Source organism: Diaphorobacter sp. HDW4B, from assembly GCF_011305535.1.
Lineage (GTDB): Bacteria > Pseudomonadota > Gammaproteobacteria > Burkholderiales > Burkholderiaceae_C > Diaphorobacter_A.
The window spans coordinates 680,024-705,950 of record NZ_CP049905.1; the positions used below are offsets into that span (position 1 = coordinate 680,024).

General features: G+C 60.7%; 23 protein-coding genes. 10 read left to right on the plus strand and 13 right to left on the minus strand.

Annotated elements, in window-relative coordinates:
• Positions 1–141: 141 nt before the first annotated feature.
• The 7 genes from fghA (at position 142) to G7048_RS03220 (ending at position 9,091) form a co-directional block, all read left to right on the plus strand.
• Positions 142–1,005, plus strand: a complete 864-nt coding sequence (fghA, locus tag G7048_RS03190; protein WP_166066761.1) for an S-formylglutathione hydrolase — start codon at positions 142–144, stop codon at positions 1,003–1,005.
• 601 nt (positions 1,006–1,606) lie between these two features.
• Positions 1,607–4,099 (plus strand): hypothetical protein, encoded by a 2,493-nt coding sequence (locus G7048_RS03195; protein WP_166066762.1) that lies wholly within the window; start codon positions 1,607–1,609, stop codon positions 4,097–4,099.
• A 264-nt stretch (positions 4,100–4,363) separates the two neighbouring features.
• Entirely contained in the window at positions 4,364–5,026 is a 663-nt protein-coding gene (locus G7048_RS03200) for a GNAT family N-acetyltransferase (RefSeq protein WP_166066763.1), read from the plus strand.
• On the plus strand, positions 5,019–6,713 hold the full coding sequence (locus tag G7048_RS03205) for an AMP-binding protein (RefSeq protein WP_166066764.1): 1,695 nt from the start codon (positions 5,019–5,021) through the stop codon (positions 6,711–6,713). The genes G7048_RS03200 and G7048_RS03205 overlap by 8 nt, the downstream gene beginning before the upstream one ends.
• On the plus strand, positions 6,710–6,955 hold the full coding sequence (locus G7048_RS03210; protein ID WP_166066765.1) for an acyl carrier protein: 246 nt from the start codon (positions 6,710–6,712) through the stop codon (positions 6,953–6,955). The genes G7048_RS03205 and G7048_RS03210 overlap by 4 nt, the downstream gene beginning before the upstream one ends.
• A gap of 11 nt (positions 6,956–6,966) precedes the next feature.
• On the plus strand, positions 6,967–7,761 hold the full coding sequence (locus tag G7048_RS03215; protein WP_240933144.1) for an SDR family NAD(P)-dependent oxidoreductase: 795 nt from the start codon (positions 6,967–6,969) through the stop codon (positions 7,759–7,761).
• A gap of 4 nt (positions 7,762–7,765) precedes the next feature.
• Positions 7,766–9,091, plus strand: coding sequence for a cytochrome P450 (locus G7048_RS03220; protein WP_166066766.1), 1,326 nt, complete (start codon positions 7,766–7,768; stop codon positions 9,089–9,091).
• A 16-nt stretch (positions 9,092–9,107) separates the two neighbouring features.
• Here G7048_RS03220 and G7048_RS03225 read toward each other — a convergent pair whose 3' ends face one another.
• Entirely contained in the window at positions 9,108–10,223 is a 1,116-nt protein-coding gene (locus tag G7048_RS03225) for a PA0069 family radical SAM protein (RefSeq protein ID WP_166066767.1), read from the minus strand.
• Between the two features lie 247 nt (positions 10,224–10,470).
• Between G7048_RS03225 and rnk the strand changes: the two genes are divergently transcribed.
• A complete protein-coding gene (gene rnk / locus G7048_RS03230; protein ID WP_166066768.1) occupies positions 10,471–10,887 on the plus strand; it encodes a nucleoside diphosphate kinase regulator in 417 nt (138 codons plus the stop codon).
• 86 nt (positions 10,888–10,973) lie between these two features.
• Here the strand turns inward: rnk and G7048_RS03235 are convergent, their stop codons facing one another.
• The 3 genes from G7048_RS03235 to G7048_RS03245 form a co-directional block, all read right to left on the minus strand.
• Entirely contained in the window at positions 10,974–12,131 is a 1,158-nt protein-coding gene (locus G7048_RS03235; protein ID WP_166066769.1) for an acyltransferase, read from the minus strand.
• 256 nt (positions 12,132–12,387) lie between these two features.
• Entirely contained in the window at positions 12,388–13,341 is a 954-nt protein-coding gene (locus G7048_RS03240; protein ID WP_166066770.1) for a bile acid:sodium symporter family protein, read from the minus strand.
• Positions 13,342–13,690: 349 nt separating this feature from the next.
• Complete coding sequence (locus tag G7048_RS03245) at positions 13,691–14,617, minus strand: LysR substrate-binding domain-containing protein (protein WP_166066771.1); 927 nt, start codon at positions 14,615–14,617, stop codon at positions 13,691–13,693.
• 134 nt (positions 14,618–14,751) lie between these two features.
• Between G7048_RS03245 and G7048_RS03250 the strand changes: the two genes are divergently transcribed.
• On the plus strand, positions 14,752–16,023 hold the full coding sequence (locus tag G7048_RS03250; protein ID WP_166066772.1) for an MFS transporter: 1,272 nt from the start codon (positions 14,752–14,754) through the stop codon (positions 16,021–16,023).
• Positions 16,024–16,094: 71 nt separating this feature from the next.
• Here G7048_RS03250 and G7048_RS03255 read toward each other — a convergent pair whose 3' ends face one another.
• The 9 genes from G7048_RS03255 to G7048_RS03295 all read right to left on the minus strand — a co-directional run bounded on the left by G7048_RS03255 (position 16,095) and on the right by G7048_RS03295 (position 24,951).
• Positions 16,095–16,520 carry a putative toxin-antitoxin system toxin component, PIN family gene (locus tag G7048_RS03255; RefSeq protein ID WP_166066773.1) on the minus strand — a complete coding sequence of 142 codons (426 nt, stop codon included), beginning with the start codon at positions 16,518–16,520 and terminating at the stop codon, positions 16,095–16,097.
• Positions 16,520–16,738 (minus strand): AbrB/MazE/SpoVT family DNA-binding domain-containing protein, encoded by a 219-nt coding sequence (locus G7048_RS03260; RefSeq protein ID WP_166066774.1) that lies wholly within the window; start codon positions 16,736–16,738, stop codon positions 16,520–16,522. The genes G7048_RS03255 and G7048_RS03260 overlap by 1 nt, the downstream gene beginning before the upstream one ends.
• 122 nt (positions 16,739–16,860) lie before the next feature.
• Positions 16,861–17,817 (minus strand): nitronate monooxygenase family protein, encoded by a 957-nt coding sequence (locus G7048_RS03265; protein ID WP_166066775.1) that lies wholly within the window; start codon positions 17,815–17,817, stop codon positions 16,861–16,863.
• A gap of 103 nt (positions 17,818–17,920) precedes the next feature.
• Positions 17,921–19,711, minus strand: a complete 1,791-nt coding sequence (locus tag G7048_RS03270; RefSeq protein ID WP_166066776.1) for an acyl-CoA dehydrogenase — start codon at positions 19,709–19,711, stop codon at positions 17,921–17,923.
• An 82-nt stretch (positions 19,712–19,793) separates the two neighbouring features.
• Positions 19,794–20,726, minus strand: coding sequence for an electron transfer flavoprotein subunit alpha/FixB family protein (locus tag G7048_RS03275; RefSeq protein WP_166066777.1), 933 nt, complete (start codon positions 20,724–20,726; stop codon positions 19,794–19,796).
• Positions 20,727–20,743: 17 nt separating this feature from the next.
• The gene (locus tag G7048_RS03280; protein WP_166066778.1) at positions 20,744–21,493 is read right to left on the minus strand and encodes an electron transfer flavoprotein subunit beta/FixA family protein; all 750 of its coding nucleotides are present in this window, start codon (positions 21,491–21,493) and stop codon (positions 20,744–20,746) included.
• 236 nt (positions 21,494–21,729) lie between these two features.
• On the minus strand, positions 21,730–23,049 hold the full coding sequence (locus G7048_RS03285) for a mechanosensitive ion channel family protein (RefSeq protein ID WP_166066779.1): 1,320 nt from the start codon (positions 23,047–23,049) through the stop codon (positions 21,730–21,732).
• A 27-nt stretch (positions 23,050–23,076) separates the two neighbouring features.
• A complete protein-coding gene (locus G7048_RS03290) occupies positions 23,077–23,880 on the minus strand; it encodes an enoyl-CoA hydratase (protein WP_166066781.1) in 804 nt (267 codons plus the stop codon).
• 111 nt (positions 23,881–23,991) lie between these two features.
• Positions 23,992–24,951: a histone deacetylase family protein gene (locus tag G7048_RS03295; protein WP_166066782.1), complete on the minus strand. Its 960-nt coding sequence runs from the start codon at positions 24,949–24,951 to the stop codon at positions 23,992–23,994.
• A gap of 37 nt (positions 24,952–24,988) precedes the next feature.
• Between G7048_RS03295 and G7048_RS03300 the strand changes: the two genes are divergently transcribed.
• Positions 24,989–25,909 (plus strand): MoxR family ATPase, encoded by a 921-nt coding sequence (locus tag G7048_RS03300; RefSeq protein ID WP_166066783.1) that lies wholly within the window; start codon positions 24,989–24,991, stop codon positions 25,907–25,909.
• The last annotated feature ends 18 nt before the right edge of the window (positions 25,910–25,927 follow it).

Consider the following 25,927-nt stretch of genomic DNA (forward strand, 5'->3'; position numbering starts at 1 on the left):
GCGAAGCCTTGCCGTAGAGAACTACTGTCTGCGGCTTCGACGCCTAGCCTGAAGGCCTGTCTTGTCATTGTGGTGATTGTTCACGGCGCTGCTCTCTCTGCGCCGGGCGCTGTTGAATACAGACTCATCCGGAATTCTTAGATGACTGCTACTACCCTCGAACTCAAGAACGCGCACGCCTGCTTCGGCGGTGCGCAGCGTTTCTACGAACACGCCTCGCGCGAAATCGGCTTGCCGATGAAGTTCTCTGTCTATCTGCCGCCCAAGGCGCTGATGGGCGAGAAGGTGCCGGCCGTGCTGTACCTCGCGGGCCTGACCTGCACCGAAGAAACCTTCATGATCAAGGCGGGCGCGCAGCGCTTGGCGGCCGAGCTGGGCATCGCGCTGATCGCACCCGACACCAGCCCGCGCGGCGCGAACATGCCGGGCGAAGCCGATGCGTGGGACTTCGGCGTCGGCGCAGGTTTTTACCTCGACGCCACACAAGCACCATGGGCCAAGCACTGGCGCATGGAAAGCTACCTGCTGAGCGAACTGCTGCCACTCATCACCGACAAGCTGCCCATCGCGGGCGATCGCATAGGCATCTTCGGCCATTCCATGGGCGGCCACGGAGCGCTCACGCTCGCACTGCGTCATCCCGGCGTGTTCAAGAGCCTGTCCGCCTTCGCACCCATCAGCAACCCAGTGAACTGCCCGTGGGGCCAGAAGGCCTTCTCAGGCTATCTCGGCGAAGACCAATCCGCTTGGAATTCACACGACGCCTCACTGCTGATGAGCGAACAGAAAAGCGCGCCCTACCCCGCAGGCATCCTCATCGACCAAGGCATGGCCGACAAATTCCTCATGGAAAAGCAGCTCCTGCCAGAAGCCTTCGAAGCCGCCTGCGCCAAGGCCAACCAGCCCCTCAAGTTGCGCATGCAGCCGGGTTACGACCACGGCTACTACTTCATCCAGACCTTCATCGAAGATCATTTGAAGCACCACGCCACACAGTTGGCTTGATGCTCGGGCTCTTTGCTCTTTGAGCACCGCACATCAGATAGACGTACCCAGGCCCGCATCGCGGGCCTTTTTCATTGGGCATCCGCACCCAGAGACACCTCGGCGAGCTGTCGTTGCAACGGATAAAAACAAAAAAATTTCATAAATCGTCAGTTACATGTATCCAAACAGCTACAACACGTCGTCTGTACGTGCATCCTCTCCCAGATTCCACAAATGCAAACTTTAGTTCACATTCTCATCAATCGAATCGACAGGTAAAAATTTACTTCAAATCGATATTGAAAATCATAAATGATCAAAAAAATTACAATCGGTCATTAATGATCAAATCACGACAAAGCATTCGAAAACACACAAAACTCCCAAAACCAAGTCAAAATGAAATACTTCTTTCAAAAGCAATCCAAATGAAGAAATAAATAGTCACTTTTCTCCAATTTCTTCTTCGAGGCACTCATTCATATGCGCTTGCTATCCGTTTTCTCGCAATTGCACAAGCAGATAGCCAACTCCCATCACTGATATTCCATAGATAAACCATCTACATAGAATCTATTTGTGACATTTGATACAGAACAAAGCAAATGGAGGTGGTTGTATGTCGGTCAGTCCAACGAATATTCACAGGCCCACGCGGCTCAAGAAGGCCATGATCAGTGCGCTGGCGCTACTGGCGACGGTTCCGGCACACACAGCGCCTGCAACCACCAATTTCTTTACAGGTGCAACAAGCACTGAAATCCCGGTGGACGCCAACTGGTCGGGCAACGCGCTGGACAACGCGGACTCCGGCGCGACACCGCCGACAACGTCTGGCCCCAATGTGATCAACATGAGTACTGCAACGTGGACACCGACTCCCACGTATGTGGACACGGACAGCGACCCCAGCACGCCAGATGATTACGTTCCACCAGACCCATTCAATTTCCCAGTGACGCTTTCTGTCGGCTCGGGTTCAGGAACCACCGGGGTGCTGACCATCCGCCCCGCAGCCGACACGATGGCGTTTCAATGGGATACCAGCCTGTACCCTTCCGGCTCGATGCCTCCTGTCTTCACTGTCGGCCAGGCAGGCGGAAATGGCACATTCCTGCTGGACCTGACGCCTCGTCCAGCCACCGACCCTGATGGACAGATGCGCTCGACCTCCGGCACGATGGGAATCGGGGTCGGGATGGGTGCTGGCAGCAAAGGTGCAGCAACCATTCTCGGGACCGGCAAGACTCCCGAAGAAATGAGCCCCTACTCATACAACAGCGTCTTCATGGGCTCTGCGTATCAGGCTTCCACCGTGGGCGGCGGCTCTGGTGGCACGGGCAACCTGACCATCAATGGTGCCGGGCTCACACTCCTGACCGGTGATCCAAACGACTTCGTGGTCGGCGATGGCCCTGGTTCCGTTGGTGCTGTGGACATTCTGAAGTCGGGCAAGCTAGGTGCCGGGGCACCCGTCAACTCGCTGTCCTATGGCAAGGACTCGCAGAGCATCATCGGCAACAACAAGGGCATCGGTACGGTCACGGTGCACGACGACGCGACCAGCGCATTCCCCAATCAGGCCAATTTCATCAGCGGCGTCACCGTCGGCAACAAGGGAGGCAACGGTGCGCTGGATGTGCTGTCCGGCGGAAAGGCATATGCCGGCTCCAACTTTGACATGCCCGGATCTGGAAGCAGTGTCTGCCCCAAGCACGACCCGGCCCTGCAGATCAGTTCGGACAGCCTGTCCACCGGCGTGGTTCGTGTGACGGGTGCCGCATCCCAGCTGCTGGTGGCTGGCAAGATGGGGATACCGTCCTACGATTACAGCAATACGCCCCCGACGCTGGTCAATCCATCCATGGGCGAATCGAATATCGGTTCCGTGGAGATTTCCACAGGCGGGGCACTCGTCACCACAGACAGTGGCCTCGTCAAGGTGGGCGTCGCCAACTTGCCCCCCGTCCTCATTCCATCCACGGACCCCAGTGCCTCGCCCAAGGGCTACTACGCAAACCAAGTGACAGGCGGATTGGGCCCCATCAACATCAACAACGATGGCCAGGTTGCCTATGGCTCGGAGAACATTTCCGGTCCCAAAGCACCGGGGAGCATTGAAGCATCCGCCATCCATTTGCTGGGCACGAACGCCACGACACGCTTCAATCACACCGGTTCGATCAATGTGGCGATTCCGATCATCGGCGGTGGTCAGATTGTTCAAAATGCGGGCAACACCACGCTTGCAGGCACCACCACGGCACCAGCGCTTCCCGCGGACTGGCAGATGGGGACAACATGCCCGGTCGATCTGAGCAACTACCCGACGGATCAGTCCGGATTCACCGGCACGCTCAATGTGCTGGGTGGCAAGCTGACACTGCCTACCCCGCTCGTCGTTCCCAATATGAGCGCAACGAAGATTTCCAGCGGCACGCTCTTCATGGGCGACACCACGCAGAATCTGGGCGCAGTCACCATGAGTGGCGGTGTGCTGGATCTCTCGGGCGGACAGAACAGCGACGTGGTCAACGCCACCTCCTGGAACGGCACGGGCGGCATCGTCAAGCTCGACACCATCCTCGGCGCGAGCGGCAACACCAGCGACGTGATTCACATCATCGGCCCGATCACCGGCACCACGACCCGTCTGCAGGTCAACGTGATCGGAGGACAAGGCGCGCTGACCACTGGCAACGGCATTCCCTTGGTGCTGGCGGATACCGATCCATCGTCGGTTGCCACACACTTTCAGCTGGAATCCATCGTCTCGGACAACGGCTACAACTACTCGCTCCAACTGGTGAACGGCAACTGGTATCTGCAATCGAAGGCCAGCCCCACACCGCCGCCACCACCTCCTCCACCAGCACCCGGCCCAGGACCCGCTCCCGGACCGGCACCAGGACCAGCGCCAGGGCCCGCTCCCGGACCAGCCCCTGCCCCCGGCCCGGATTCGGTCACTGCGGTGCCCACCATGTCCACAGCCGGTTTGATGGGCATGGGAACCTTGCTGGCAGCCTTGTCTGGCTTCATGCTGCGTCGCCGCAGGCCAGAAGACACCAAGGCAGCCGCAAAGTCGTCCCGTACAAGCGCGAAGCAAGACTGACATCGACCGACAGGCCGACAGACATGGGGCAGTCCGGACATTGGCAAAAGCCGATGACCGGACTGCCCCAGTCATTTTCTGGCCCCGCTCCGTCGCCCGTCGCCGTCGAGGACTGTTCTCGCCACGTGCAGGCTTTCCGGATGTCATAGACCCCGACTCAAAACTACCTGACAATAGAGAGCAATAGTAGGAGCAAAGAGACTGCTCAGCACCCTGCGCTGCGCCCTCCTCTGATCCATCCCTGAAGGACAGCACAAACATCTTATGAGCGGCGGCGGCTTCACCATTCCACTCAACTCCAGACTCACGCCCGCAGGCGTTGCGGCCCACACGGGCGGCCATGCGGTCAAGCCGGTTCATCTGGAATCCGAGCACCTCATCACGCGCAACATCACCGCAGCGGACGTCACGCCCGAGTTCACGCAGTGGTTCAACGACGCCAACATGCTGCAAGGCCTGAACCTGCAGGCGCTGAACTTCTCCGTCGACAGTCTGCGTGCTTTTGTGGCGAGCTTCGACAACGTCGACAACCTGCTGCTCGGCATCTTCCACAAGGCAGACGGACAACTGCTCGGGTTCTACAACTTCAGCATCAACGCGCGCCATCGCCTTGCAACCCTGACGCTGGGTGCTTCGCCCAACATCAAGATCGGGCGCGAGATTTTTTGGGAGTCCTGGTTTCCGATCTGTGATGAGATGTTCGATCGCCGTGGGGTCGACAAGATCACCTCGCGCGTGCTCACCAGCAACCGCCGTCTGGTGTTTGCCGTGCTCAACACCGAGCACTTCATCTACGAAGGCACCCTCAAGCAGGAAATTCTGGCGACCGATGGATCGCGCCTGGATGTGATGGTGCTCTCCGCGTTCAAAGACCCCACCCTGCGGCCCAAGAAGAAAAACGCCCCGCCCGCCCACAGCAATGCGTGAACGCCAGATCGGTGGGTTTGCCAGCCTGCCTGCGGCGGTGCAATATGCCGCGCAGTTTCCGCAGCAGACACTGAACTGGTTTGACGGCAGTGGCGCGCTCCAACAGCCACTCAGTTACGCGCACTTGAGTGAGCGCATGCTGGCTTATGCCGCCCAACTTGCACGTCACGCAACCACCATTGCGCCAAACGACGGCATCGGGCCACGCGTAGGCATTCTGGCGGCGACCGGGCCGGAATTCATCGCCGCATTCTGTGCGTGCCAGTATCTGGGCTGGGTGCCCTGCCCGCTGCCCTTGCCCAGCCTGATGCAGAACGTGGATCGCTACGCCCGCTCGCTCGCCAACATGCAGCACGCGGCTGGAATGAGTCTGCTGCTCGGCCCCGAGGCCATGCTCAAGATGTTGCAAACGAGCAGCGCCCTGCAGATGCCCATGCAGGCATTCGAGACGCTGAGCAACTCGGTTTCTGCAGCAGATGTTCCGCCCTTTGCCGAACCGGACGCAGAGTCGATCGCCTACGTGCAGTTCAGTTCCGGCTCGACCAGCCAGCCCAAGGGCATTGCGATTTCGCACTGCGCGCTCATGCACAACGTGGACGTGATCCTGCGGCATGGCATGGCCTTGAAGTCCGAAGATCGCGCATTCTCCTGGCTGCCCTATTTTCACGACATGGGCCTGGTCGGATTTGTGCTCGCGCCGCTTTGCGCACAAGTCCACGTGGACTATCTCGCGCCATCCACCTTCGCGCGCAGACCGCATATCTGGCCCACATTGATGGCGGAGCGCGGCAGCACGATTGCCTATGCGCCTTCCTTTGCATGGCAACTGGCGGCACGCCACGCCGCATCCGTTCCCACAACCGCACAACTGGACGCCGTGCGCATCGCAGGCGTGGGCGGCGATCAGGTGATCCACGGCGCGTTGCAGGCATTTGTCGATGCGTTTGCCAAACACGGCTTTCATGCAGATGCCTTCAAGCCCAGCTACGGACTGGCCGAAGCCACACTCGCCGTATCGATGAGCCACACGCCGTTTGCCGAGCAGAACCCTGAGTTGGTCGACTGCGGCCCACCCTTGCCGAGCTGGCAGCTCACCGTGCGCGACAGCGCTGGCAAGACCTTGCCAGCCAATATCGAAGGCGAAATCGACATCACCGGCCCATCGCAACTCAGCGGTTTCTTCATCGCCGGCCAACTGCACACGCACGCGGCAACCCAACCAGTGGCCACAGGTGATCGCGGCTATGTGGATAGCGCCGGACGCCTGTTCATCACCGGCCGCATCAAAGACCTCATCATCATCAATGGCCGCAACCTCTGGCCGCAGGATGTAGAAGCTGCCGTGAGCGAATCAACGCAGATGCCGCGCGAGCACATGCTGCTGCTTCAGGACTCGCGCGCAGGGCGGCATGGCGCACTCGTGCTGCTGCTGCATGAAAAAGCCGTGCGCAAGCAGGAATCCACCTCGCTTCAAGAGGCATTGCAGCGGGCCGCAGCGGCGGCCACATCAGCCGCGGGCGCAACCGTGCATGTCTGCATGATTGCCAACGGCAGCATTGCACACACATCATCCGGCAAGGTCGCTCGCGCTCCGACGCGGCTGCAGTTCGAATCCGGGCAAATCACCATTCTGGCGAGCACCGACTCCGCTTATCCTTCGCATATTCCAGACACCGAAAAACCATGAGCACCACAGCGCTTGCCACCATCCAACGCATCATTGCCGAAGCCCTGATGATTCCGGCCGACAGCATTCATGCGGACGACCAGATTGCGAACCTGAAGAACATCGACAGCCTGTCGTTCGAGATGATCATCGTGGGCATCGAAACCGAAACCAGCAGCAAGATCGATCCCGTGGACCTGATGCCGCTGCAGACCGTTGGCGATCTGACGGTCTTGCTGGAAAAGCTCACACAACCGCAGTGAGCACCACCGCCATGTCCACTGCCATGCCCGCCGCCAAGACACTCACCATCATCACCGGCGCGACGCGCGGTCTGGGCCGCGCGATGGCGCAGCAGTTGCTGTCCGACAGCCAAGCCTTCGTGCTGCAGATTTCGCGCTCTGCCAGCGATGCCTTGGAGCAGACTGCGGCCGAGCATGGATCGCGCCTTGTGCAATGGCAGGAAGACCTCTCCAACCCGCAGCCCACTGCACAGAAGCTGGGCGACTGGCTGCGCGAGCAGACGACTGCCGACAAGGGCTGGAGCGAGATTCGACTGATCAACAATGCCGCGTCGCTACCCAGCGAAATCGCACCGCTGGCCGACACCGATCTGCAGGACACTGCCAACGCCTTGCGCGTGAATCTGGAAGCGCCGCTGATGTTGACGGCGGCCTTTCTGCTCGCCACCCGCGAAGCCAGCGAGCGCGGCGTGGTCTGCAAGGTATTGAACATCTCTTCGGCGCTGGCCAAGATGGCGGCTGCGTCGATGTCGGGCTACTGTGCCGCCAAGGCGGGCCTCGATCACGCCACCCGCTGCATCGCGCAGGAAGAAGCACTCCGACCCCATGGTGCATTGGTCTGCGCCTTGCATCCGGGCGTGGTGGACACGGGCATGCAGACGCAGATGCGCGAGACGCCTGCCGAGCAGTTTCCCGGCGCTGGCAATTTCCAATCGCTGCATACCCGTGGACGTCTGCGCACGCCGCAGGATGCCGCCACGCAGATACTGGGCATATTGAATGCTCCGCTCTTTGGCAAGCAGACCGTCGTCGAGTTGCCGATTTGATTCCATGACTGCCAGCACCGATCTCCTTGCTCCCAGCGACAGCCAGTTCAGCTCGCGTTTCTGCCAGCATCTCTATGACATGGCGCGCGAGCAGCCGGGGCACAACGAGTCGACCCCGCAACCAGACGGCAGGCGTCTGCTGGTGGTGCAGAACCTCGAAGACGCCGACATCGTCCTGCGCCGCAACGTCGACAACTACGCCAAGAATTACCGCTGGTTCTCGCAAGTGGCAGGCAGCTCGCGCTTCACCGACGAAGGGGCTCAATGGAAGTTTCGCCAGGAACTGAGCCAGCCCTATCTCGGCAAATTCGATGCGGATCGCGCCTTCCACATCAGCACCCGGCAAGCAACGCGCATGGCCGAACATCTGGCCAGCAAGCCGCCGGCGGACGTGCTCGATGAAGCGTTGATTCATCAGAACATGCTGTCCATCTTCACCCAGATGTTTCTGGAGGTCGAAGTCGGCAGCATCCCCATGGCGCATGACAGCGCTTCACGCCTGACGGAGCTTGCGTCACTGTGGGCCTTCGTGGAGCCGGGCAGCAATGCCATCAGCCACAGCAAGGAGCTGATTCGCGAGATTCTGCAATTGCGCAAACAGGTGTTCACCGCGCTGCAGACGCTGCGCAGCGAAGAGTTGCAAGGCAGCCCCATGCTGCGCAAGATGCTGGAAGCGGAGTCGGTTCCGGGGTTTGATTTTTCGTTTGAAAAAGAACTCACGATGATGCTGGGCGCGGGCACGGACACCGCGTCTTATTCCATAGGCTGGGCGCTGCATCTGCTGGCCAGTCATCCGCAGTTGCAGGAGCGTCTTTTCGCGGGCATCAGCGCGATCCACGACGAGCACCAGAGCGATCCGCAAGCCCTCAAGACCGCCATTGCCGAGCATGGCGATCTGCGCTGCTTCATATCCGAACTGTTGCGCCTTTATCCCACCGCACCGTTCGTGCCGCGCATCGCGCAAGATGACGACCAGCTCTCGGACATGCAGGTAAAGGCTGGCGACGTGATCGTCGTATCGCTCATCGGCGTGAATGAAAAAGCGCTGCAGCGTCCCAATCCATGGGAACCTGATCTGGACGCCGCCGCGCGCGAGGGCTTCGGCATGGGCAGCGGCATGATCTCCAGCTTTGTCTGGGGCAAGCGCATCTGCGGCGGACGCAGCTTTGCGCTGGTGGAGCTGGCATCGGTGCTGAGCGTGCTGATTCGCACACTGCGTTTTGAGCTTTCGAGCACCGACCCCATCGAGTTTGAATGGGTCGGCCAGATGCGCCGCAAAGGCGGGCAGCGCGTGCGCATTGTGCCGCGCATGCCGCGTGAGCCGCGCTGAAACTCCAGCCCAACTGTCAGAACAGAACGCCCTGCCCTTTGGCCAAGGATGATCTGTACTGCGAGAGATCCAGCTCGGTTCTCTCGCGGTTCAGTCCGAGCTTTTCGCAGGTCTTGTTGAACCGCTGCCGCAGCATGTCGGCCCACACGCCCGAGCCTTTCATGCGCGACACAAAATCGCTGTCGTAGCTGCGCCCTGCTGCGCGCGCTGCATCATTCACGCCATGCAGGTCCTGCACGCGTGCCAGCACGCGCGCCGCACGGTCCGGGTAGTGCTGCTGCAGCCATTCGCGCATGATGTCGTTGAGCTCCCAAGGCAGACGCAGCACGGTGTAGAACGCCGCCTTCGCACCCGCATCTTTCGCCGCAACCAGCACTTGCTCCATGTCTTCGTTGATGAACGGAATCTGCGGCGCAACGCTCACACCCACCGGCACACCCGCTTCTGCCAAGGCGCGAATCGTGCGCAGGCGGCGATACGGCGCTGCCGCGCGTGGCTCCAGAATTCTGGCGAGTTGGGGATCGAGCGTGGTGATGGTCACGTAAGCCGCCACGAGCTTGTCTTTGGCGAGTTCGGAGAGCAGATCCAGATCGCGTTCCACGCCGCTGGATTTGGTGATCAGCGAGAACGGATGCCGCGCATCGCGCATCACCTCGATCACGCCGCGCGTGAGCTTCAACTCGCGCTCGACCGGCTGATAACAGTCCGTGGCCGAGCCGATGTTGACGATGGATGGACGATGCGAGGGCGAGGCCAGTTCCTTGCGCAGCACCTCGGCGATGTTGCGTTTGGCGATGATCCTAGTTTCAAAGTCCAGCCCCGGCGAGAGATTCAGATAGCTGTGCGTGGGACGCGCATAACAATAGACACAGCCGTGTTCGCAGCCACGATATGGGTTGATCGATTGTTCGAAAAAGATGTCGGGCGAATCGTTGCTCGACAACGCGCTGCGAGCCTCCTCCAGAATCACCTGCGTGACGGGCGCAGACGCGGATTCAGTGGTGTCTTCATCGCTCCACCAGACGTCGTCTTCCAGATCGCGTGTGTGCACTTTGGAGAAGCGATGCACCACCTGCGTGGCAATGCCTCGCCCTTTGATGGCTTGCTCGGGTTTGCGCGCTGGGTGGTTCATGGTTAATAAATTACTGTGTATTTATCCAGTAATTTATCGCCCCTGCCGCGCAATTTCAAGGAATTGGGCTTGTTGCTGGCAGGGTTGGTTCGATTCGGGCCTATTCGTTCTCAAATCGCTCCGAGAGAAACCGAATAGTCAACCAGTTGACCATCCGCTGCCGTGCGACATTGGCGGTTTTCGCGCAATAGCGGATAGAGTTGAAACCTTTTTCGTCTTCAGACTGCTGACTACAGGAGGCTCTGTCATGGTCACCACCAAACCACCCATCACGCTGTCCTCGCTCGACGTGGACCGCATCGAAGCATTGCTCGCCGCGATTCCATCGAGCGCCTTTTCGGGCAAGGAAAGCCTGCAGGCCGAGATCGATCGCGCCGACATCGTTGCGCCCGAAGAAATGCCACCGAACGTGGTCACGATGAACTCCACCGTGCAATTCGCGATTGCCGAAACCGGCAAGGAGTTCGTGCTCAGTCTCGTCTACCCACGCGACATGGACGGCAGCGCCGACAAGATCTCCATCCTCGCACCCGTCGGCAGCGCGCTGCTGGGCCTGTCGATTGACGACGAGCTGGCATGGCCCAGCCCCGGCGGCAAGCCGATGACCGTGCGCGTCAAGCAGATCGTGTATCAGCCCGAAAGCGCTGGCGAACTGCATCGCTGATCGGCGCTTTTCTCCGCGCCCAAAAGCAAAAACCGCAGCTCGATGAACTGCGGTTTTTTTGTTTGGGGAAACTGAAAGCGACTGACTCAGCCGATCCAGTGACTGGCCAGCGCCACACCACCACCGGCACCGATCAAGCTCAGTTGCCAACGCAGTGCGGTGGACCAGGTCGGCACATGCTGCTCGACCTTCAGATACAGAAAACGCCCTGCCAGCACCGACAGCGCGAACGCGGCCACCATGCCCAGCAGATGCAGGATGGGATAGTCGGGCACCCACTCGGACACGACGGCATTCACCAACAGGCAGATCGAGAAGTGGATCAGAAACACCGAGTACGAGATGCGCCCCAGACTTTGCAGGCGCGAGGTGATTGGATCGAAGGGCTTGGCGAGCTTGCCAAACAGCAGTTGCGCGTGCGTGGTGCCGTCTTCACGCGCGGGGCGCATGAGCAGCATGAGCAGCAGCGCCGCCGTCATCGCCACGGCGATACGGCCACGGAATTCCAGCCACAGCGACAGGCAGCCAATCACGCCGATCAGCATGAACCACAGCGCCCAGCGCTTGGAACGCGTGCCCCAGAAAGCCATCATTCCAAGGCCGTAAGCACCCCAGAAATAAATGCCCCACATGTCCCAGTCGGACACGCGATTGGCATACAGCAGCGACGCACACACACCTGCAATCACGAACGCCTTCGTGACGCGAGCGCGGGTCTGATCGGAGAGCTTGAGCGTGCGCATGGAGGCAAACAGCAGCACCGACATCACGAACAACTGGAAGTCGATGGCGACATACCAGACGCCGGCCGACAGCGCCTCTTCACCCACGATGTCCTGCAGCAAAAAGGCATTTGCGATCAACTGCGGAATGGTGGGCTCGCCGGGAACCGAGGGGTGGTCCATGATGGAGCGCACCAGATCGGACAGCAGCACCGCCACGATCAACGCCACCGCGTAAGGAACCACCAGGCGGATGAAACGTTTGCTGATCTGCTCGGGCGCGTTGTCGAACTTGGCGAGACCCTTGGGCGCCAGACTGGCTGCGGCCAGATAGCCGCCGAGCACCAGAAAGATCTGAACGGCCATGCGAGCGTATTCGCTCAGCCATTCGATGGTGTGGGGAAGAAGGGGTTGGGCCACATCGGACATGGGGCCGTAGAACGCCAGATGATGCCAGACGATGGCGGCACAGGCCAAGCCCTTGATGCAGTCGATGCTTGCATTGCGCTTTGCGGAAGACATTTTTTATGTGTTGTATGTATTCGGTTCCGGCTGGACGGATGCACTGCCAACCCGGCAAAGGCGAGATTTTGCGCTCTTTGATCAGATTCTGCAGGCGGCGAAAGAAAGGCTTTGTCTCTCTTGCCCCGTGTATCCGACAATGTCTTTGTAAAGACGCCACCAAATACATGGGCACCGACGCTTCCAACGCCGGTACCCCATTCAACGCGCCGAAGTGCAATTTGGTTTACTGGGCCCTCGGTGTGGGCCCGCATCCTCAATGCAGCGAAACGTCTTCCCGCTTCACATGGTCGTTGGCAGTGCCCGTAGGGCGACTCGACCAGTAACCCGCGAGCAGAGAGCCCGAGATGTTGTGCCAGACCGAGAAAATGGCTCCCGGCAGTGCCGCCATCGGCGTGAAGAACTTGGCACCCAAGCTGGCTGCAAGCCCGGAGTTCTGCATGCCCACTTCGATCGCCAGCGTGCGGCAGACGGATTTGTCGAAGCCCAGCAGGCGACCACCCCAGTAACCGCCCAGATAGCCGATCAGGTTGTGGGCGATCACACCGATGATCACCACGCCTCCGACGGTGGCGATGCGGTCGCGGCTCAGGGCCACCACGGTGGCCAGAACGAGCAGGATGGACACCATCGACACGATGGGCAATACGCGCTCGATGCGCTTGATCTGCGCGTGCCAGAAATGGTTGAGCAGCAGCCCCAATCCAATGGGCAGCACGACGATCTGGGCGATCTCCATCAACAAGGCGCTGACGGGCACGTCGATGTCTGCGGAGATGTACAGGCGCGCCAGCAGCGGCGTTGCCACGATGCCGACCAGCGTGGAAAGCGCGCTGATGGTGACGGACAGCGCCACATCACCCTTGGCCAGAAAGATCATCACGTTCGACGAAGTTCCACTCGCAACGCTGCCCACCAGCACCATGCCGGCAGTGAGTTCCGGCGACATGTTGAGCGCCTTGGCGATCAGCCATGCGGCCAGCGGCATGATGAGGTAATGCAGAAAAAGCCCTGCAGCGATGGGCGCGGGACGTTGCAGCACGCGGCTGAAGTCGCTCACGCGCAGGGTGACGCCCATGGCGAACATGATCAGCATGAGCAGTTGCGCGATGTGGGGTTTGAAACCGAGAAAAAGCGAGGGGACGCTGTAGGCAACTACAGACATCAAGGCCGCCCACAGGGGGAACAGCCGGGTGATGAAGGCGAGCACAGAAAGAACCAGACCAAAAAGCAATGACCCGACAGCGGCATCGATGCGCGATACCGGCTGCGTGTATCAATCAAATGAAAAAACGGGGTTGATGCGAAAGAGCGAGAGACGGTGCCCGGCTTGGGCGGAGATAGGGGCTCAAGGCGGGGCCGGAGGGGCTACTTGGGGTGGAGTAGCGGGCAGGCTCTTCCTGCTTTTGGCCGACTGCATCAGTGTGGACCATCTTAGGCTTCGGCCCGCTTTGGCGTCAGCGCGGCAGGCTTTGCATGCACAAAAAGCTCAGTCTTTTGGTCGAGTCACCATCAGGGGCATCGTTTTGTGCTGCGTACCTTCACACAGGAGTAGGCATTCACAACACCTGCTTGCCCCGTGCTTTGATGGTGCCCCGCTCCGCCCCTGCCACGGTCAGCAGCCATTCCCTCAAGGCACGCGCCGCAGGCCGCAGATTCGCTTGCTTGTGATGCACGAGGTAGTAGGCCTTGTTCACGGGCAGCCGCATGGTCTCGAACGGCTCCACCAGCGTGCCGTCACGCAGTTCTGCCTCCACCAGAATCGCGCTGCTGAGCACCACGCCCTGGCTGTGTCGAGCACTTTCGATGGCGAGCGCGGACTGGTCAAAGTGCTGACGCGTGATGCTGGCGATCTGCGTTGGTCCAAGACGGCTGAAGCCCGCAAGCCACTCGTCCCAATGCGGCAGGATGGTGGTGTTGAGCAAGGTGGAGCGCACGAGATCGTCGGGAGATTTCAGCTTGATGCGCTTGGCGTAGGCCGGCGTGCAGTACAGGCGCGCCTCGTCGGTATAGAGCAGATCGACCTGGAGCTGCGGGTCGTTTCCGTGGAAGTGGCGGATGGCCAGATCGGCGCGGTCGCGGTCAAAGTTGGTGAGGTCGGTGGTTGCGCCAAGGTGCAGAGAAACTTCCGGGTGCAGCGTGAGAAACGCGGCCATGCGCGGGGCAAACCATTTGGCGGCCAACGTGGGCGGCATGGAGAGCCAGACCTCGTTGCTTTGGCTCAGGCGAAGTTGGTCGCTGGCCTGCTGGATACGCGACAGCGCGGGCTGGATGCTAGCCCAGTAGGCCTGCGCATCGGCGGTGGGAGCCACCTGACGGATGCTGCGCACAAACAGCGGCGCACCCAGCCACTCTTCGAGTTTCTGGATTTGCTGGCCGACAGCTCCGGGCGTGACGTTCAACTCCTGCGCGGCCAGCGTGAAGCTTTTGTGGCGCATGGCAGCATCGAAGACGACGAGGGATTTGAGCGGAAGCGGAGCGGTCATGGAGTAGAAATTCTATTCCATAAAGCAATTTATATCGTTTGTCACCCCAGCCCCATTTTTGAACAATACAGCTTTTCACAAGGGGTATTGCCCCAACTGGTCATGTCGTTCCGCTCGATCCGAGGAGTCACCCCATGAAGCAGCCCTCCTCCGCATCCACTTCAAGCACCTCCAACCCCGCCGCCGTCACGACTTCGTGGACGCTGGTGCTGGTCGCCGCGCTGATTCTCATGATCACCATGGGGTCGCGCCAATCGCTGGGTTTGTTTCTTTCGCCGATCAACACGCAGACCGGTCTGGGCATTGCCAAGATCAGTTTTGCCATGGCGATTGCGCAGTTGGTCTGGGGTGCGATCCAGCCGATTTTTGGCGCGGTGGCCGACCGCTGGGGGCCGGGCCGCGTGATCGTGCTGGGCGCATTCTTGCTGGCCGCTGGCAGTGCGCTCACCACGCAGGTGACGAGTGAATGGGGCCTGATTTTTGCGCTTGGCATTCTGAGCGCTGCGGGCGCTGGCGCGGGGAGTTTCTCCATCCTGATCGGTGCGACGGCGCAGCGCATTGCACCGCAACAGCGCTCGCTGGCGGGAGGCGTGATCAACGCGGGCGGGAGCATGGGCCAGTTCATTTTCGCGCCACTCAATCAGGCGGTGATGTCGGCGTTTGGCTGGATGCAGGCCATGTGGATGATGGCGGTCGTGGCACTCACCACGGCACCGCTCGCATGGTGGCTGCGCGGCAAACCGCGTGCTCCGTCAACGGCTCAGAATGCGACGCCTGGCGACTCGCTCACACTTCGCCAGCAACTGAAGATTGCGTTGCGCGACAAGAGCTACTGGTGTCTGCATGCCGGGTTTTTCACCTGCGGATTTCACATCGCGTTTCTGGTCACGCACATGCCGGGTGAGGTGGATCTGTGCGGCCTGAGCGCAAACGTGGCGTCCACATCGCTGGCCATCATTGGACTGGCGAATGTAGTGGGCAGTCTGGCGGTGGGTGCGCTGGGCGCACATGTGCGGATGAAGATGATCCTGTTCTGGATGTATCTCTCGCGCGCCGTGGCGATCGTGATCTTCATGCTTGCGCCCAAAGAGCCGATGACCTTCTACATCTTCGCCGTGGTGCTGGGCTCCACATGGCTTGCGACGGTGCCGCCGACAGCGGGCATCACCACCAAACTGTTCGGCCCGCGCTATCTGGCGACGCTGTTCGGCCTGACGCTGCTGAGCCACCAGGTCGGCGGTTTTCTGGGCGCGTGGCTGGGCGGCATTGCGGTGGTGGCCACCGGCAACTATGACTGGATGTGGTGGGCCGATGCGGCGCTGGCGCTGCTGGCGGCTTTCGTGAATCTGCCCATAAAGGAAGAGCGCCCGAAGGCGCTCCGTGCTGGTGAGCTGAAAGCGGCTTGAAGATGCAGTTCGAGCAAAGCGCAGATTGGCTCATCGCTCGACCCAACAAGCAACGCTCGGCCATTCACAAATCAAACTGCAAGGCGTGCAGCAAACTCTTCAGGTGTCGCGATCAAACCAGGCAACGCTTCGCGCATTGCAAGAATGTCGCCGTCACCAGTGACAAGAGCATCCGCTTTGCCGACGCTTGCGAGCACGATGAACATTTGATCCTTCGCATCGCGGCAAAGTGGCAATTCGGGCCAAGGCTGAGGCAACTCGACCACATCGGTGTATGGCAAAAAGTCCTCCAATAAAGCCTGCTGGTCCTGGCTCGACAACCTGAACTTGGGATATGCCAGCACGCGAAGCAGCTCGCTGACCGATTCTCTGCAAACCAGCGGCTGCAATTGCTGGAACTGCCACGCGCGGCGTATCCAGGCCAGCTTTCCGGAGGTGAACAGCAGTGCCGACAGAACTACATTGGTGTCCAGTACGACGCGCAGGACTGGGGCCATCACTGACGCGCCCAAGAGATTGCGACTTCCACATCCTGATCCGAAATACCGAGTTGCTGCAGCTTGTCGCGAACGGCCTGTGCTTGCTGTACGCGCACGGGGGTCAACACGATTCGTCCGTTTTCAACCGCGACTTCGAAATACTCTGCGGCATCTACCTTCGACACAACAGCCTTGGGCAGGGTGATCTGGTTTTTTGAGGTCAGTTTGGCAAGCATGGAAGTCTCCAGAAACTCATGAATTCAAGGAAATCTTACTTCCTTACCAATATCAACACAAGCCACGCCCAAAACAAAGGGCGCCCGAAGGCGCCCCACAAAACCCGGAATCGGCTTGCGTCTCAGAGCGCCAAGCGCGCGCGGGCTTCCGCGTACTCGCGCTTCAAGCGGGCGATGTAGTCTGCGGCGCTGCCGATCTGGTTGACGGCACCAATGCCCTGGCCACTGCCCCAGATGTCCTTCCACGCCTTGGCTGCGCCACCGCCTCCGAAGTTCATTTTGCTGGGGTCGGACTCGGGCAGATTTTCCGGATCGAGGCCCGCGGCGCGGATGCTGGCGGCGAGGTAGTTGCCGTGCACGCCGGTGAACAGGTTGCTGTAGATGATGTCGTCGGAGTTGCCATCGACGATCGCCTGCTTGTACTCATCGGACGCACGCGCCTCGTTGGTGGCGATGAAGGCCGAACCGATGTAGGCAAAGTCTGCGCCCATGGCTTGTGCGGCCAGCACGGCACCACCGGTGGAGATGGAGCCCGAGAGCGCGACCGGGCCATCGAACCATTGGCGAATTTCCTGGATCAGCGCGAACGGGCTCTTCACGCCAGCGTGTCCGCCCGCGCCGGCAGCCACAGCGATCAGGCCATCGGCACCTTTCTCGATGGCCTTGTGCGCAAACTTGTTGTTGATGATGTCGTGCATCACCACGCCGCCCCAACTGTGCACGGCCTGATTCACGTCTTCGCGCGCGCCGAGACTGGTGATCACGAGCGGCACCTTGTATTTGGCACACAGTTGCAGGTCGTGCTCGAGGCGGTCGTTGCTCTTGTGGACGATCTGGTTGATGGCGAACGGCGCGGAAGGCTGATCAGGATGCGCTTTGTCCCACGCGGCCAGCGTCTCGGTGATCTCGGCCAGCCAGTCATCGAGCTGCTCTGCGGGGCGCGCATTGAGCGCCGGCATGGAGCCGACGATGCCCGCCTTGCACTGCTCGATCACCAACTTGGGATTGCTGATGATGAACAGGGGCGATCCGATCACGGGCAGCGCAAGCTTTTGCAGCACGGGTGGCAGCTTGGACATGGCGAGAGTCTCCTGAGATTTGTTTGTTGTGGAAGAGAGAATGCTGACACCGATGGCTTGATCACCCAAGCGCATCGGCGACAGTGGCACGATCAATGTGCGATCAGAACGCGTCCTGTGGCAACGCCATCACGGAGGAAGCTCCATCGACGATGGATTCGCGCAGAGCGGACGCTTTCACCAGAATGTGATCGGCGTAGAAACGCGCGGTGGCGATCTTGGCATCCATGAACTGCTTGTCTTCGCCCTTGGCGGACAGGTCTTGCGCCACCAGCAGCGCGCGTGCGAGCTGCCAGCCTGCGACGAGGTTGCCCGCGAGCATCAGGTAAGGCACGCTGCCTGCGTACACATCGTTGGGCGATGTCTTGGCGGCACCAGCCATGTAGTCCACCACGTCGAGGAATGCCTTGCGCGCAGCAGCCAAGCGAGCGGCCACGGACTTGGCGTTGTCGCTGCCGTTGGCGATGAGTTCTACCTCGGTCTTTTCGATCTGCGCGGCGATGGCCTTGGCGGATGCGCCGCCGTCACGCGTGGTCTTGCGGCCCACGAGGTCGTTCGCCTGAATGGCGGTCGTGCCTTCGTAGATCGTGAGAATCTTGGCGTCGCGGTAGTACTGCGCGGCACCCGTTTCTTCGATGAAGCCCATGCCGCCATGCACTTGCACGCCAAGGCTGGTGACTTCCAGGCTCATCTCGGTGCTGTAGCCCTTGATGAGCGGCACGAGGAATTCGTAGAACGTGGCGTTGTCGGCACGCACTTGCGCATCGGCATGATGGTGTGCGGCATCGAATGCGGCCGCGCCCGTCAGCGCCATGGCACGGCAGCCTTCGACGTAGGCGCGCATGGTCATGAGCATGCGGCGCACGTCGGGATGATGAATGATGGTGGCGCTGCCCTTCACGCTGCCATCCACCGGACGGCTTTGCACGCGGTCCTTGGCGTAGGCCACAGCCTTCTGGTAGGCGCGATCGGCCACGGCGATGCCCTGCACGCCCACCGAATAGCGAGCCGCGTTCATCATGATGAACATGTACTCGAGGCCACGGTTTTCTTCACCGACCAGATAGCCGATGGCACCGCCGTTGTCGCCGAATTGCAGCACGGCAGTCGGCGATGCCTTGATGCCCATCTTGTGCTCGATGGAGACGCAATGCACGTCGTTGCGATCGCCCAGCGAGCCGTCCTTGTTGACCATGAACTTGGGCACGACGAACAGGCTGATGCCCTTCACGCCTTCGGGCGCACCAGCCACGCGAGCCAGCACCAGATGGACGATGTTGTCCACCATGTCGTGCTCGCCGTAGGTGATGAAAATCTTGGTGCCGAACACCTTGTAGCTGCCGTCCGGCTGTGGATCGGCCTTGGTGCGAACCAGCGCCAGATCGGAACCGGCTTGCGGCTCGGTCAGGTTCATCGTGCCGGTCCACTCGCCGGTCACGAGCTTTTCGAGATAGGTCGCCTTGAGCTCGTCGCTGCCTGCAGTGAGCAGCGCTTCGATCGCACCGTCGGTGAGCAGCGGGCACAGCGCAAAGCTCAGGTTGGCGCTGTTGAGCATTTCGATGCAGGCCGCACCGATGGTCTTTGGCAGGCCTTGGCCACCAAAATCAACCGGGTGCTGCAAACCTTGCCAGCCACCTTCCGCGTATTGCTTGAAGGCGTCCTTGAAGCCGGGAGTGGAGGTGACCACGCCGTCCTTCCACGAGGAAGGATTCAGGTCGCCAGCCACGTTCAGTGGAGCCACCACGCCTTCGCAGAGCTTGGCGCATTCCTCCAGAACGGCTTGCGCGGTTTCGAGACCTGCATCTTCAAAACCGGGGATCTTTGCCACTTGCTCGATGTTGGCAAGGTGCTCGATGTCAAACAGCATGTCCTTCAGAGGGGCGACGTAGCTCATGGTGGGTCTCGACTAATAAATTGCAAAAACTGGCGAAAAAAAGGGCATCGCACGCGATGCCCCGTTTTGTAGCGCTATCGGCTTACAGGGCCTTGACCAGCTCAGGCACAGCCACGAACAGGTCTGCCACGAGGCCGTAATCAGCCACCGAGAAAATCGGCGCTTCTTCGTCCTTGTTGATCGCGACGATCACCTTGGAGTCCTTCATGCCGGCCAAGTGCTGGATCGCGCCGGAGATGCCCGCTGCGATGTACAGCTGAGGTGCGACGATCTTGCCGGTCTGGCCGACTTGCAGGTCGTTCGGGGCGTAGCCTGCGTCCACTGCAGCGCGGCTTGCGCCGATGGCGGCACCCAGCTTATCGGCCAGGGGCGTCATCACTTCGGTGAACTTTTCTGCCGAACCCAGAGCACGACCACCGGAGACGATGATCTTGGCTGCGGTCAGTTCAGGGCGGTCGTTCTTCGTGACTTCGCGGCCAACGAAGGCGCTCTTGCCGGAATCGGCGACGGCAGCCACGGCTTCCACAGCAGCGGAGCCACCAGTTGCAGCAGCAGCGTCAAAGCCTGTACCACGCACGGTGATGACCTTGATGCCATCGGTCGATTGCACGGTAGCGATGGCGTTGCCAGCGTAGATCGGGCGCTCGAACGTGTCAGCGGACACCACCTTGGTGATGTCGCTGATCTGTGCCACGTCCAGCTTGGCAGCCACGCGTGGAGCCACGTTCTTGCCGGAAGCAGTCGCGGGGAACAGGAGGTGGCTGTAGTTGCTGGCGATGGCCAGAACTTGAGCGGCGACGTTCTCGGCCAGACCATCCTTCAGGCTCGCGCCGTCAGCATGGATGACTTTGGAGACACCAGCGATCTGAGCGGCTGCAGCAGCGGCTGCGCCAGCGTTTTCACCTGCGACCAGAACGTGCACATCACCACCAGTAGCCTTGGCAGCAGTCACTGCGTTCAAAGTGGCGGACTTGATCGAAGCGTTGTCGTGTTCTGCAATAACGAGTGCGGTCATTGTTGTTCTCCTTATCTTTAGATCACTTTGGCTTCGTTCTTCAGCTTGTCGACCAGTGCGGCGACATCCGGCACCTTCACGCCAGCGCCGCGCTTGGCGGGCTCGACGACCTTCAGGGTCTTCAGGCGCGGGGTCACATCGACGCCCAAGTCTTCAGGCTTGACGACGTCGAGCTGCTTCTTCTTGGCCTTCATGATGTTCGGCAGAGTCACATAACGTGGCTCGTTCAGGCGCAGGTCAGTCGTGATGACGGCTGGAGTGCTCAGCGACAGAGTTTCCATGCCGCCGTCCACTTCACGCGCCACGGTGACTTTGTCGCCCGCGACTTCCACCTTCGACGCATAGGTCGCCTGTGGCAGGTCGGCCAATGCAGCCAGCATCTGGCCGGTCTGGTTGGAGTCGTCATCGATGGCTTGCTTGCCGAGGATGATCAGGCCCGGTTGCTCCTTGGCGACCAGTGCGTTCAGCAGCTTGGCGACGGCCAGAGGTTGGAGCTCTTCCGTCGTTTCCACCAGGATGCCACGGTCTGCGCCGATGGCCATCGCGGTGCGCAGGGTTTCCTGGCACTGCGCCACGCCGCAGGAAACAGCGATCACTTCCGTGACCACGCCCTTTTCCTTCAGACGTACTGCTTCTTCGACGGCGATCTCGTCAAACGGGTTCATCGACATCTTCACGTTCGCGATGTCCACACCCGTTCCATCCGACTTCACTCGGACCTTGACGTTGTAGTCCACCACGCGTTTGACAGGGACCAATACCTTCATTGCTGCGGCTCCTTAAGTTTATTGACTGGCTCAGTTGACGTGTACGTAAACCAAATCATTCTATCCCGCACCGCAGCAACTGCGGCTACTGGAATCTCGAATGAGCGGTTTTTTTAAAAATAGAACGGTCGTGCTTTTATGACCAATATCGTAGCAGATATCTTTCGGAATGAGTTCTGAGAAAAACTCTCCCAGTCACGAACGTGACGCATTGCTGCGCCTGTCCAGTGAAGGACTCACTCCTGAGATGGCCCCGCCACCGCCCCACCCTTTTGAGGTGAATTGGAAAGTACCGCACCCACAGCGCCTGCAGCATCCGCCAAATGCAGTACTCGTTGTGGATACGGAATGTCGATTCCTGCCTCGCGCAGCCCCTTGAGCAGCGCGATGTTGACTTGAGATTTGATGTTGGCCGTGCCTGCGCCCGGATCGTTGATCCAGAAGTTCAGGCTGAATTCGATGGCATCGGCCCCGAAGTTCACCAGATGGGCCACCGGCTCGGGCGCCTTGAGCACGCGCTCCTGCGCCTTGGCGGCGTCGGCCAGAATCTGCTGGACCTGCGCGACGTCGCTGTCGTAGCCCACGCCGATGTTGGTGGTGATGTTGAACTTCAGATCCGCGTCGGTCAGGTTCTCTACGCGCTGCGTGATGATGCTTTCGTTGGGCACGATGGACTCGCGGCCATTGCCCGCGCGGATCAGCGTGTAGCGGGTCTTGATATCGGTGATGCGGCCTTCGAAGCCATCGACGCGCACGTTGTCGCCGATGCGCAGCGAGCGCTCCAGCAGAATCACGAAGCCGCTCACATAGTTGGCCGCGAGCTTCTGCATGCCGAAGCCCAGACCCACGCCCATCGCACCGCCCAAGACCGACAGCGCCGTCAGATCCACACCCACGGCGGACAGCGCGAACAGCAGTGCAACGAGCAGCAGCAGAGCGCGCGTCATGTTGACGAACACCTTGCGCATCGACAGATCGGTGACGGTTTCGTCGAGCACGCGGCGCTCGAACGTGGCCGAGGCCCAGAGCGCCGCCACGAGCATCAGCGCGGCAGACAGGCTGCCCTGAATCAGCGTGAGCAGGCTCAGCTTGGTCTTGCCGAACGCGAGGGAAATGCCGTCCAGCTCCGCCATGACGCCGGGGAGCAGCCCCAGAATCCACAGCACCGCGACCGCCCAGGCCACCCACGAGAAAATGCGCTCGACCAGCCGCGCGAGACTGGAATTCGGAAAGGTGGCGGCGAGCACGCGGGCAATCCAGCGGATCAGCACCAGCGAGGTGAAGATCGGCACCGCCACGCGCAAAAGAAAGATCGGCTGAAATTGCTCGACCACCAGCCGCGATGCGTACACCAGCACCAGCGCCGCGAGCGGAAACATCACGCCGTTGGTGGGTCGGCGGCCGAACCAGATCGACTCCGGCGCATCGGGGCCGCGCTTGCGCACCAGCACCATGCTGACGACATATGCCAGCGCCAGACAGCCCAGCAACACCGCGACTTCGAGCCAGGCGTGCGAGCCCTGAAACTCCTGCTGCAACCGATCAAGCCATTCCATGCTGTGCGTCCCTTGCATTGGTCTTGATCAGGCGTTGCGCCACACGGGTTTGCGCTTCTCGACAAAGGCGCGTGCGCCCTCCTGCGCATCCACGTCCATCATGTTGACGGCCATGGTCTGTCCAGCCAACTGGTAGGCGGATTCGAGGCCCATTTCGCGCTGCTGATAGACCAGCGCCTTGCCCATGGCCACGGCGGTGCGCGGCTTGGCGACGATGGATGCGACCAGCTTTTCGACCTCGGCATCGAGCTGGTCGGCACTCGCCACGCGGTTCACAAGCCCCTGTTCCAAGGCCGACTTTGCGTCGATGAAGTCGCCCGTGAGCAGCATCTCCATGGCCACCTTGGCCGGCACATTGCGCACCAGAGGCACGCTGGGCGTGGAGCAGAACAGGCCGTATTGAATGCCGCTGGTGGCAAAGCTGGAATCCTCGGTAGCCACCGCCAGATCGCACTGCGCGACCAGTTGGCAACCCGCCGCCGTCGCCATGCCATGTACCTTGGCGATCACCGGCACGGGCAGCTTGTGGATGGACAGCATCATGCGGCTGCACTGGGCAAACAGGTCCTGATAGAACGGCAGCTCGGGGTTGGCGGCCATGTCCTTGAGGTTGTGACCGGCGCAGAAGGCCTTGCCGTTGGCCGCGAGCACCACGACGCGGACCGACTCGTCCTTGGCGATGCCGCCGAATGCCTTCTGCAGCGCAGCCAGCATCTCGTGCCCAAGGGCGTTGAAGCGCTTGGGATCATCGAGCGTCAGCGTGACCACGCCACGGGAATCGCGCTCGGCGCGCAGCGGGCCTTCGGAAAAATCGGTGATGTCAAAAGTCATGGCTGTTCAGGATTCGGGTTCCGTGCGGCTGACCCGCACGAGAACACGATCTTGACACAACCGGGCTGACCGATCAGCGGTTCAGCCGTAGGACGATGCTGAAAACTGAATTCAGAGATCGGCCAGCACGCGGATATGCGCCTCGACGCTGCGCGAGAGCGGGCCCATCATGTAGCCGCCTTCGAGGCAGGAGACGATGCGGTTGTTCGAGAAGCGCCGCGCCACGTCCTTGATGCGCTGGGTGATCCAGGCGTAGTCCTGCTCGGTCATTCCGAGCTGGCCCATGTCGTCCTCGCGGTGGGCGTCGAAGCCAGCGCTCACGAAGATCATCTCGGGCTTGAAGGCTTCAAGGCGCGGAATCCACATCATCTCGACGATTTCGCGGATGTCCATGCCCTTGGTGTAGGCCGGAACCGGCACGTTGACCATGTTGGAGGCCGGATTGTGGTCGCCGCTGTAGGGGTAGAACGGGTGCTGGAAGATGCTGACCATGAGCGTGCGCTCGTCGCCCGCGAGGATGTCTTCCGTGCCGTTGCCGTGGTGCACGTCGAAATCCACCACCGCCACACGCTTGAGGTGGTAGCGGTCAAGCACGTATTTGGCGCCGATCGCCACGTTGTTGAAGAAACAAAAGCCCATGGCCTTGTCGCGCGTGGCATGGTGCCCTGGCGGGCGCACGCTGCAGAAGGCGTTTTCCAGCTCGCCCGACATGACCGCGTCGGTCGCCGCAATGGCCGCTCCAGCAGAGCGCAAAGCGGCATTCCACGTGTGGGCATTCATGGAGGTGTCGGTGTCGATCTGCTGATACGACGGGCCTCCGGCGAGTTGTTCCTCGGCCACCCGGTCCGACATTCCGCGCACCGAGGCCACATACATGCGATCATGCGCAAGCTCTATGTCGGAGAGGGACGCCAGAGGAGCCTCGTATCGCTCAAGCGCATCGGCCACGCCGGTCACCAGCAGGCGGTCTTCGATGGCATCGAGGCGCGCCGGACACTCGGGGTGGCCGGGGCCCATTTCATGCTTCCAGCAGTCGCGATGTGTGAATAGTCCCGTCTTGCTCACAGTCATTGAGATGTCTCTTGTAATTTTCGAATAACGTCAAGCCATGCACGCACAGCAAAAGATCAAATCGCTTCTGGATCAGCTTAACACGGTGATCGTCGGCAAGGAATCTCAGGTACAGGACTGCGTTGCATGTCTGCTCGCAGGTGGGCATTTGTTGATCGAAGACGTACCAGGCGTCGGCAAAACTACGCTAGCACATGCGTTGGCCAGCACCTTCGGCCTGCGTTTTTCGCGCGTGCAGTTCACCGCCGACCTGATGCCCAGCGATCTGACCGGCGTCTCGATCTACGAACGCGGCAAGGAAGCCTTCATTTTTCACCCCGGCCCGGTGTTCGCGCAGGTGCTGCTGGCCGACGAAATCAACCGTGCCAGCCCCAAGACGCAAAGCGCGCTGCTCGAAGCCATGGAAGAGCGCCAAGTCTCGGTCGAGGGCGAAACCCGCGCCCTGCCGCATCCGTTCTTCGTGATCGCCACGCAGAATCCGCACGACCAGCTCGGAACCTTTGCGCTGCCCGAATCGCAACTCGACCGTTTTCTGATGCGCATCTCGCTCGGCTACCCGGACCGCCATGCCGAACGCATGCTGCTCGCAGGCTCGGACCGCCGCGACATGCTCGACCACCTGCTGCCGCAGTTGTCGCAGGGTGAACTGGAGCAGTTGCAGCAGGAAGTGCTCAAGGTCCACGCCTCGGACGCGCTGCTCAACTATGTGCAGGACCTGATCACCGCCACGCGCTCCGGCCGCTGGTTTCTGCAGGGTCTGTCGCCCCGCGCGGGCATTGCGCTCATGCGCGCGGCCAAGGCACAGGCGCTGATCAGCGGGCGCGACTACGTGGCCCCCGACGACGTCCAGGCCATCCTGCCGCAGACCGTTGCCCACCGTCTGATTCCGGTCGGTGATGCGGGACGCGGCGCGGTCGAGCAGGTGCGCGCGATGATCGAGGCAACCCCCCTGCCCTGAGGCTTCATCGAGAACATC

What these genes read in the sequence shown, in the direction of transcription:
- fghA (WP_166066761.1), top strand. Translation starts at nt 142, where the DNA reads ATGACTGCTACTACCCTCGAACTCAAGAACGCGCACGCCTGCTTCGGC.
- G7048_RS03195 (WP_166066762.1), top strand. Translation starts at nt 1,607, where the DNA reads ATGTCGGTCAGTCCAACGAATATTCACAGGCCCACGCGGCTCAAGAAG.
- G7048_RS03200 (WP_166066763.1), top strand. Translation starts at nt 4,364, where the DNA reads ATGAGCGGCGGCGGCTTCACCATTCCACTCAACTCCAGACTCACGCCC.
- G7048_RS03205 (WP_166066764.1), top strand. Translation starts at nt 5,019, where the DNA reads ATGCGTGAACGCCAGATCGGTGGGTTTGCCAGCCTGCCTGCGGCGGTG.
- G7048_RS03210 (WP_166066765.1), top strand. Translation starts at nt 6,710, where the DNA reads ATGAGCACCACAGCGCTTGCCACCATCCAACGCATCATTGCCGAAGCC.
- G7048_RS03215 (WP_240933144.1), top strand. Translation starts at nt 6,967, where the DNA reads ATGTCCACTGCCATGCCCGCCGCCAAGACACTCACCATCATCACCGGC.
- G7048_RS03220 (WP_166066766.1), top strand. Translation starts at nt 7,766, where the DNA reads ATGACTGCCAGCACCGATCTCCTTGCTCCCAGCGACAGCCAGTTCAGC.
- G7048_RS03225 (WP_166066767.1), bottom strand. Translation starts at nt 10,223, where the DNA reads ATGAACCACCCAGCGCGCAAACCCGAGCAAGCCATCAAAGGGCGAGGC.
- rnk (WP_166066768.1), top strand. Translation starts at nt 10,471, where the DNA reads ATGGTCACCACCAAACCACCCATCACGCTGTCCTCGCTCGACGTGGAC.
- G7048_RS03235 (WP_166066769.1), bottom strand. Translation starts at nt 12,131, where the DNA reads ATGTCTTCCGCAAAGCGCAATGCAAGCATCGACTGCATCAAGGGCTTG.
- G7048_RS03245 (WP_166066771.1), bottom strand. Translation starts at nt 14,617, where the DNA reads ATGACCGCTCCGCTTCCGCTCAAATCCCTCGTCGTCTTCGATGCTGCC.
- G7048_RS03250 (WP_166066772.1), top strand. Translation starts at nt 14,752, where the DNA reads ATGAAGCAGCCCTCCTCCGCATCCACTTCAAGCACCTCCAACCCCGCC.
- G7048_RS03255 (WP_166066773.1), bottom strand. Translation starts at nt 16,520, where the DNA reads ATGGCCCCAGTCCTGCGCGTCGTACTGGACACCAATGTAGTTCTGTCG.
- G7048_RS03260 (WP_166066774.1), bottom strand. Translation starts at nt 16,738, where the DNA reads ATGCTTGCCAAACTGACCTCAAAAAACCAGATCACCCTGCCCAAGGCT.
- G7048_RS03265 (WP_166066775.1), bottom strand. Translation starts at nt 17,817, where the DNA reads ATGTCCAAGCTGCCACCCGTGCTGCAAAAGCTTGCGCTGCCCGTGATC.
- G7048_RS03270 (WP_166066776.1), bottom strand. Translation starts at nt 19,711, where the DNA reads ATGAGCTACGTCGCCCCTCTGAAGGACATGCTGTTTGACATCGAGCAC.
- G7048_RS03275 (WP_166066777.1), bottom strand. Translation starts at nt 20,726, where the DNA reads ATGACCGCACTCGTTATTGCAGAACACGACAACGCTTCGATCAAGTCC.
- G7048_RS03280 (WP_166066778.1), bottom strand. Translation starts at nt 21,493, where the DNA reads ATGAAGGTATTGGTCCCTGTCAAACGCGTGGTGGACTACAACGTCAAG.
- G7048_RS03285 (WP_166066779.1), bottom strand. Translation starts at nt 23,049, where the DNA reads ATGGAATGGCTTGATCGGTTGCAGCAGGAGTTTCAGGGCTCGCACGCC.
- G7048_RS03290 (WP_166066781.1), bottom strand. Translation starts at nt 23,880, where the DNA reads ATGACTTTTGACATCACCGATTTTTCCGAAGGCCCGCTGCGCGCCGAG.
- G7048_RS03295 (WP_166066782.1), bottom strand. Translation starts at nt 24,951, where the DNA reads ATGACTGTGAGCAAGACGGGACTATTCACACATCGCGACTGCTGGAAG.
- G7048_RS03300 (WP_166066783.1), top strand. Translation starts at nt 24,989, where the DNA reads ATGCACGCACAGCAAAAGATCAAATCGCTTCTGGATCAGCTTAACACG.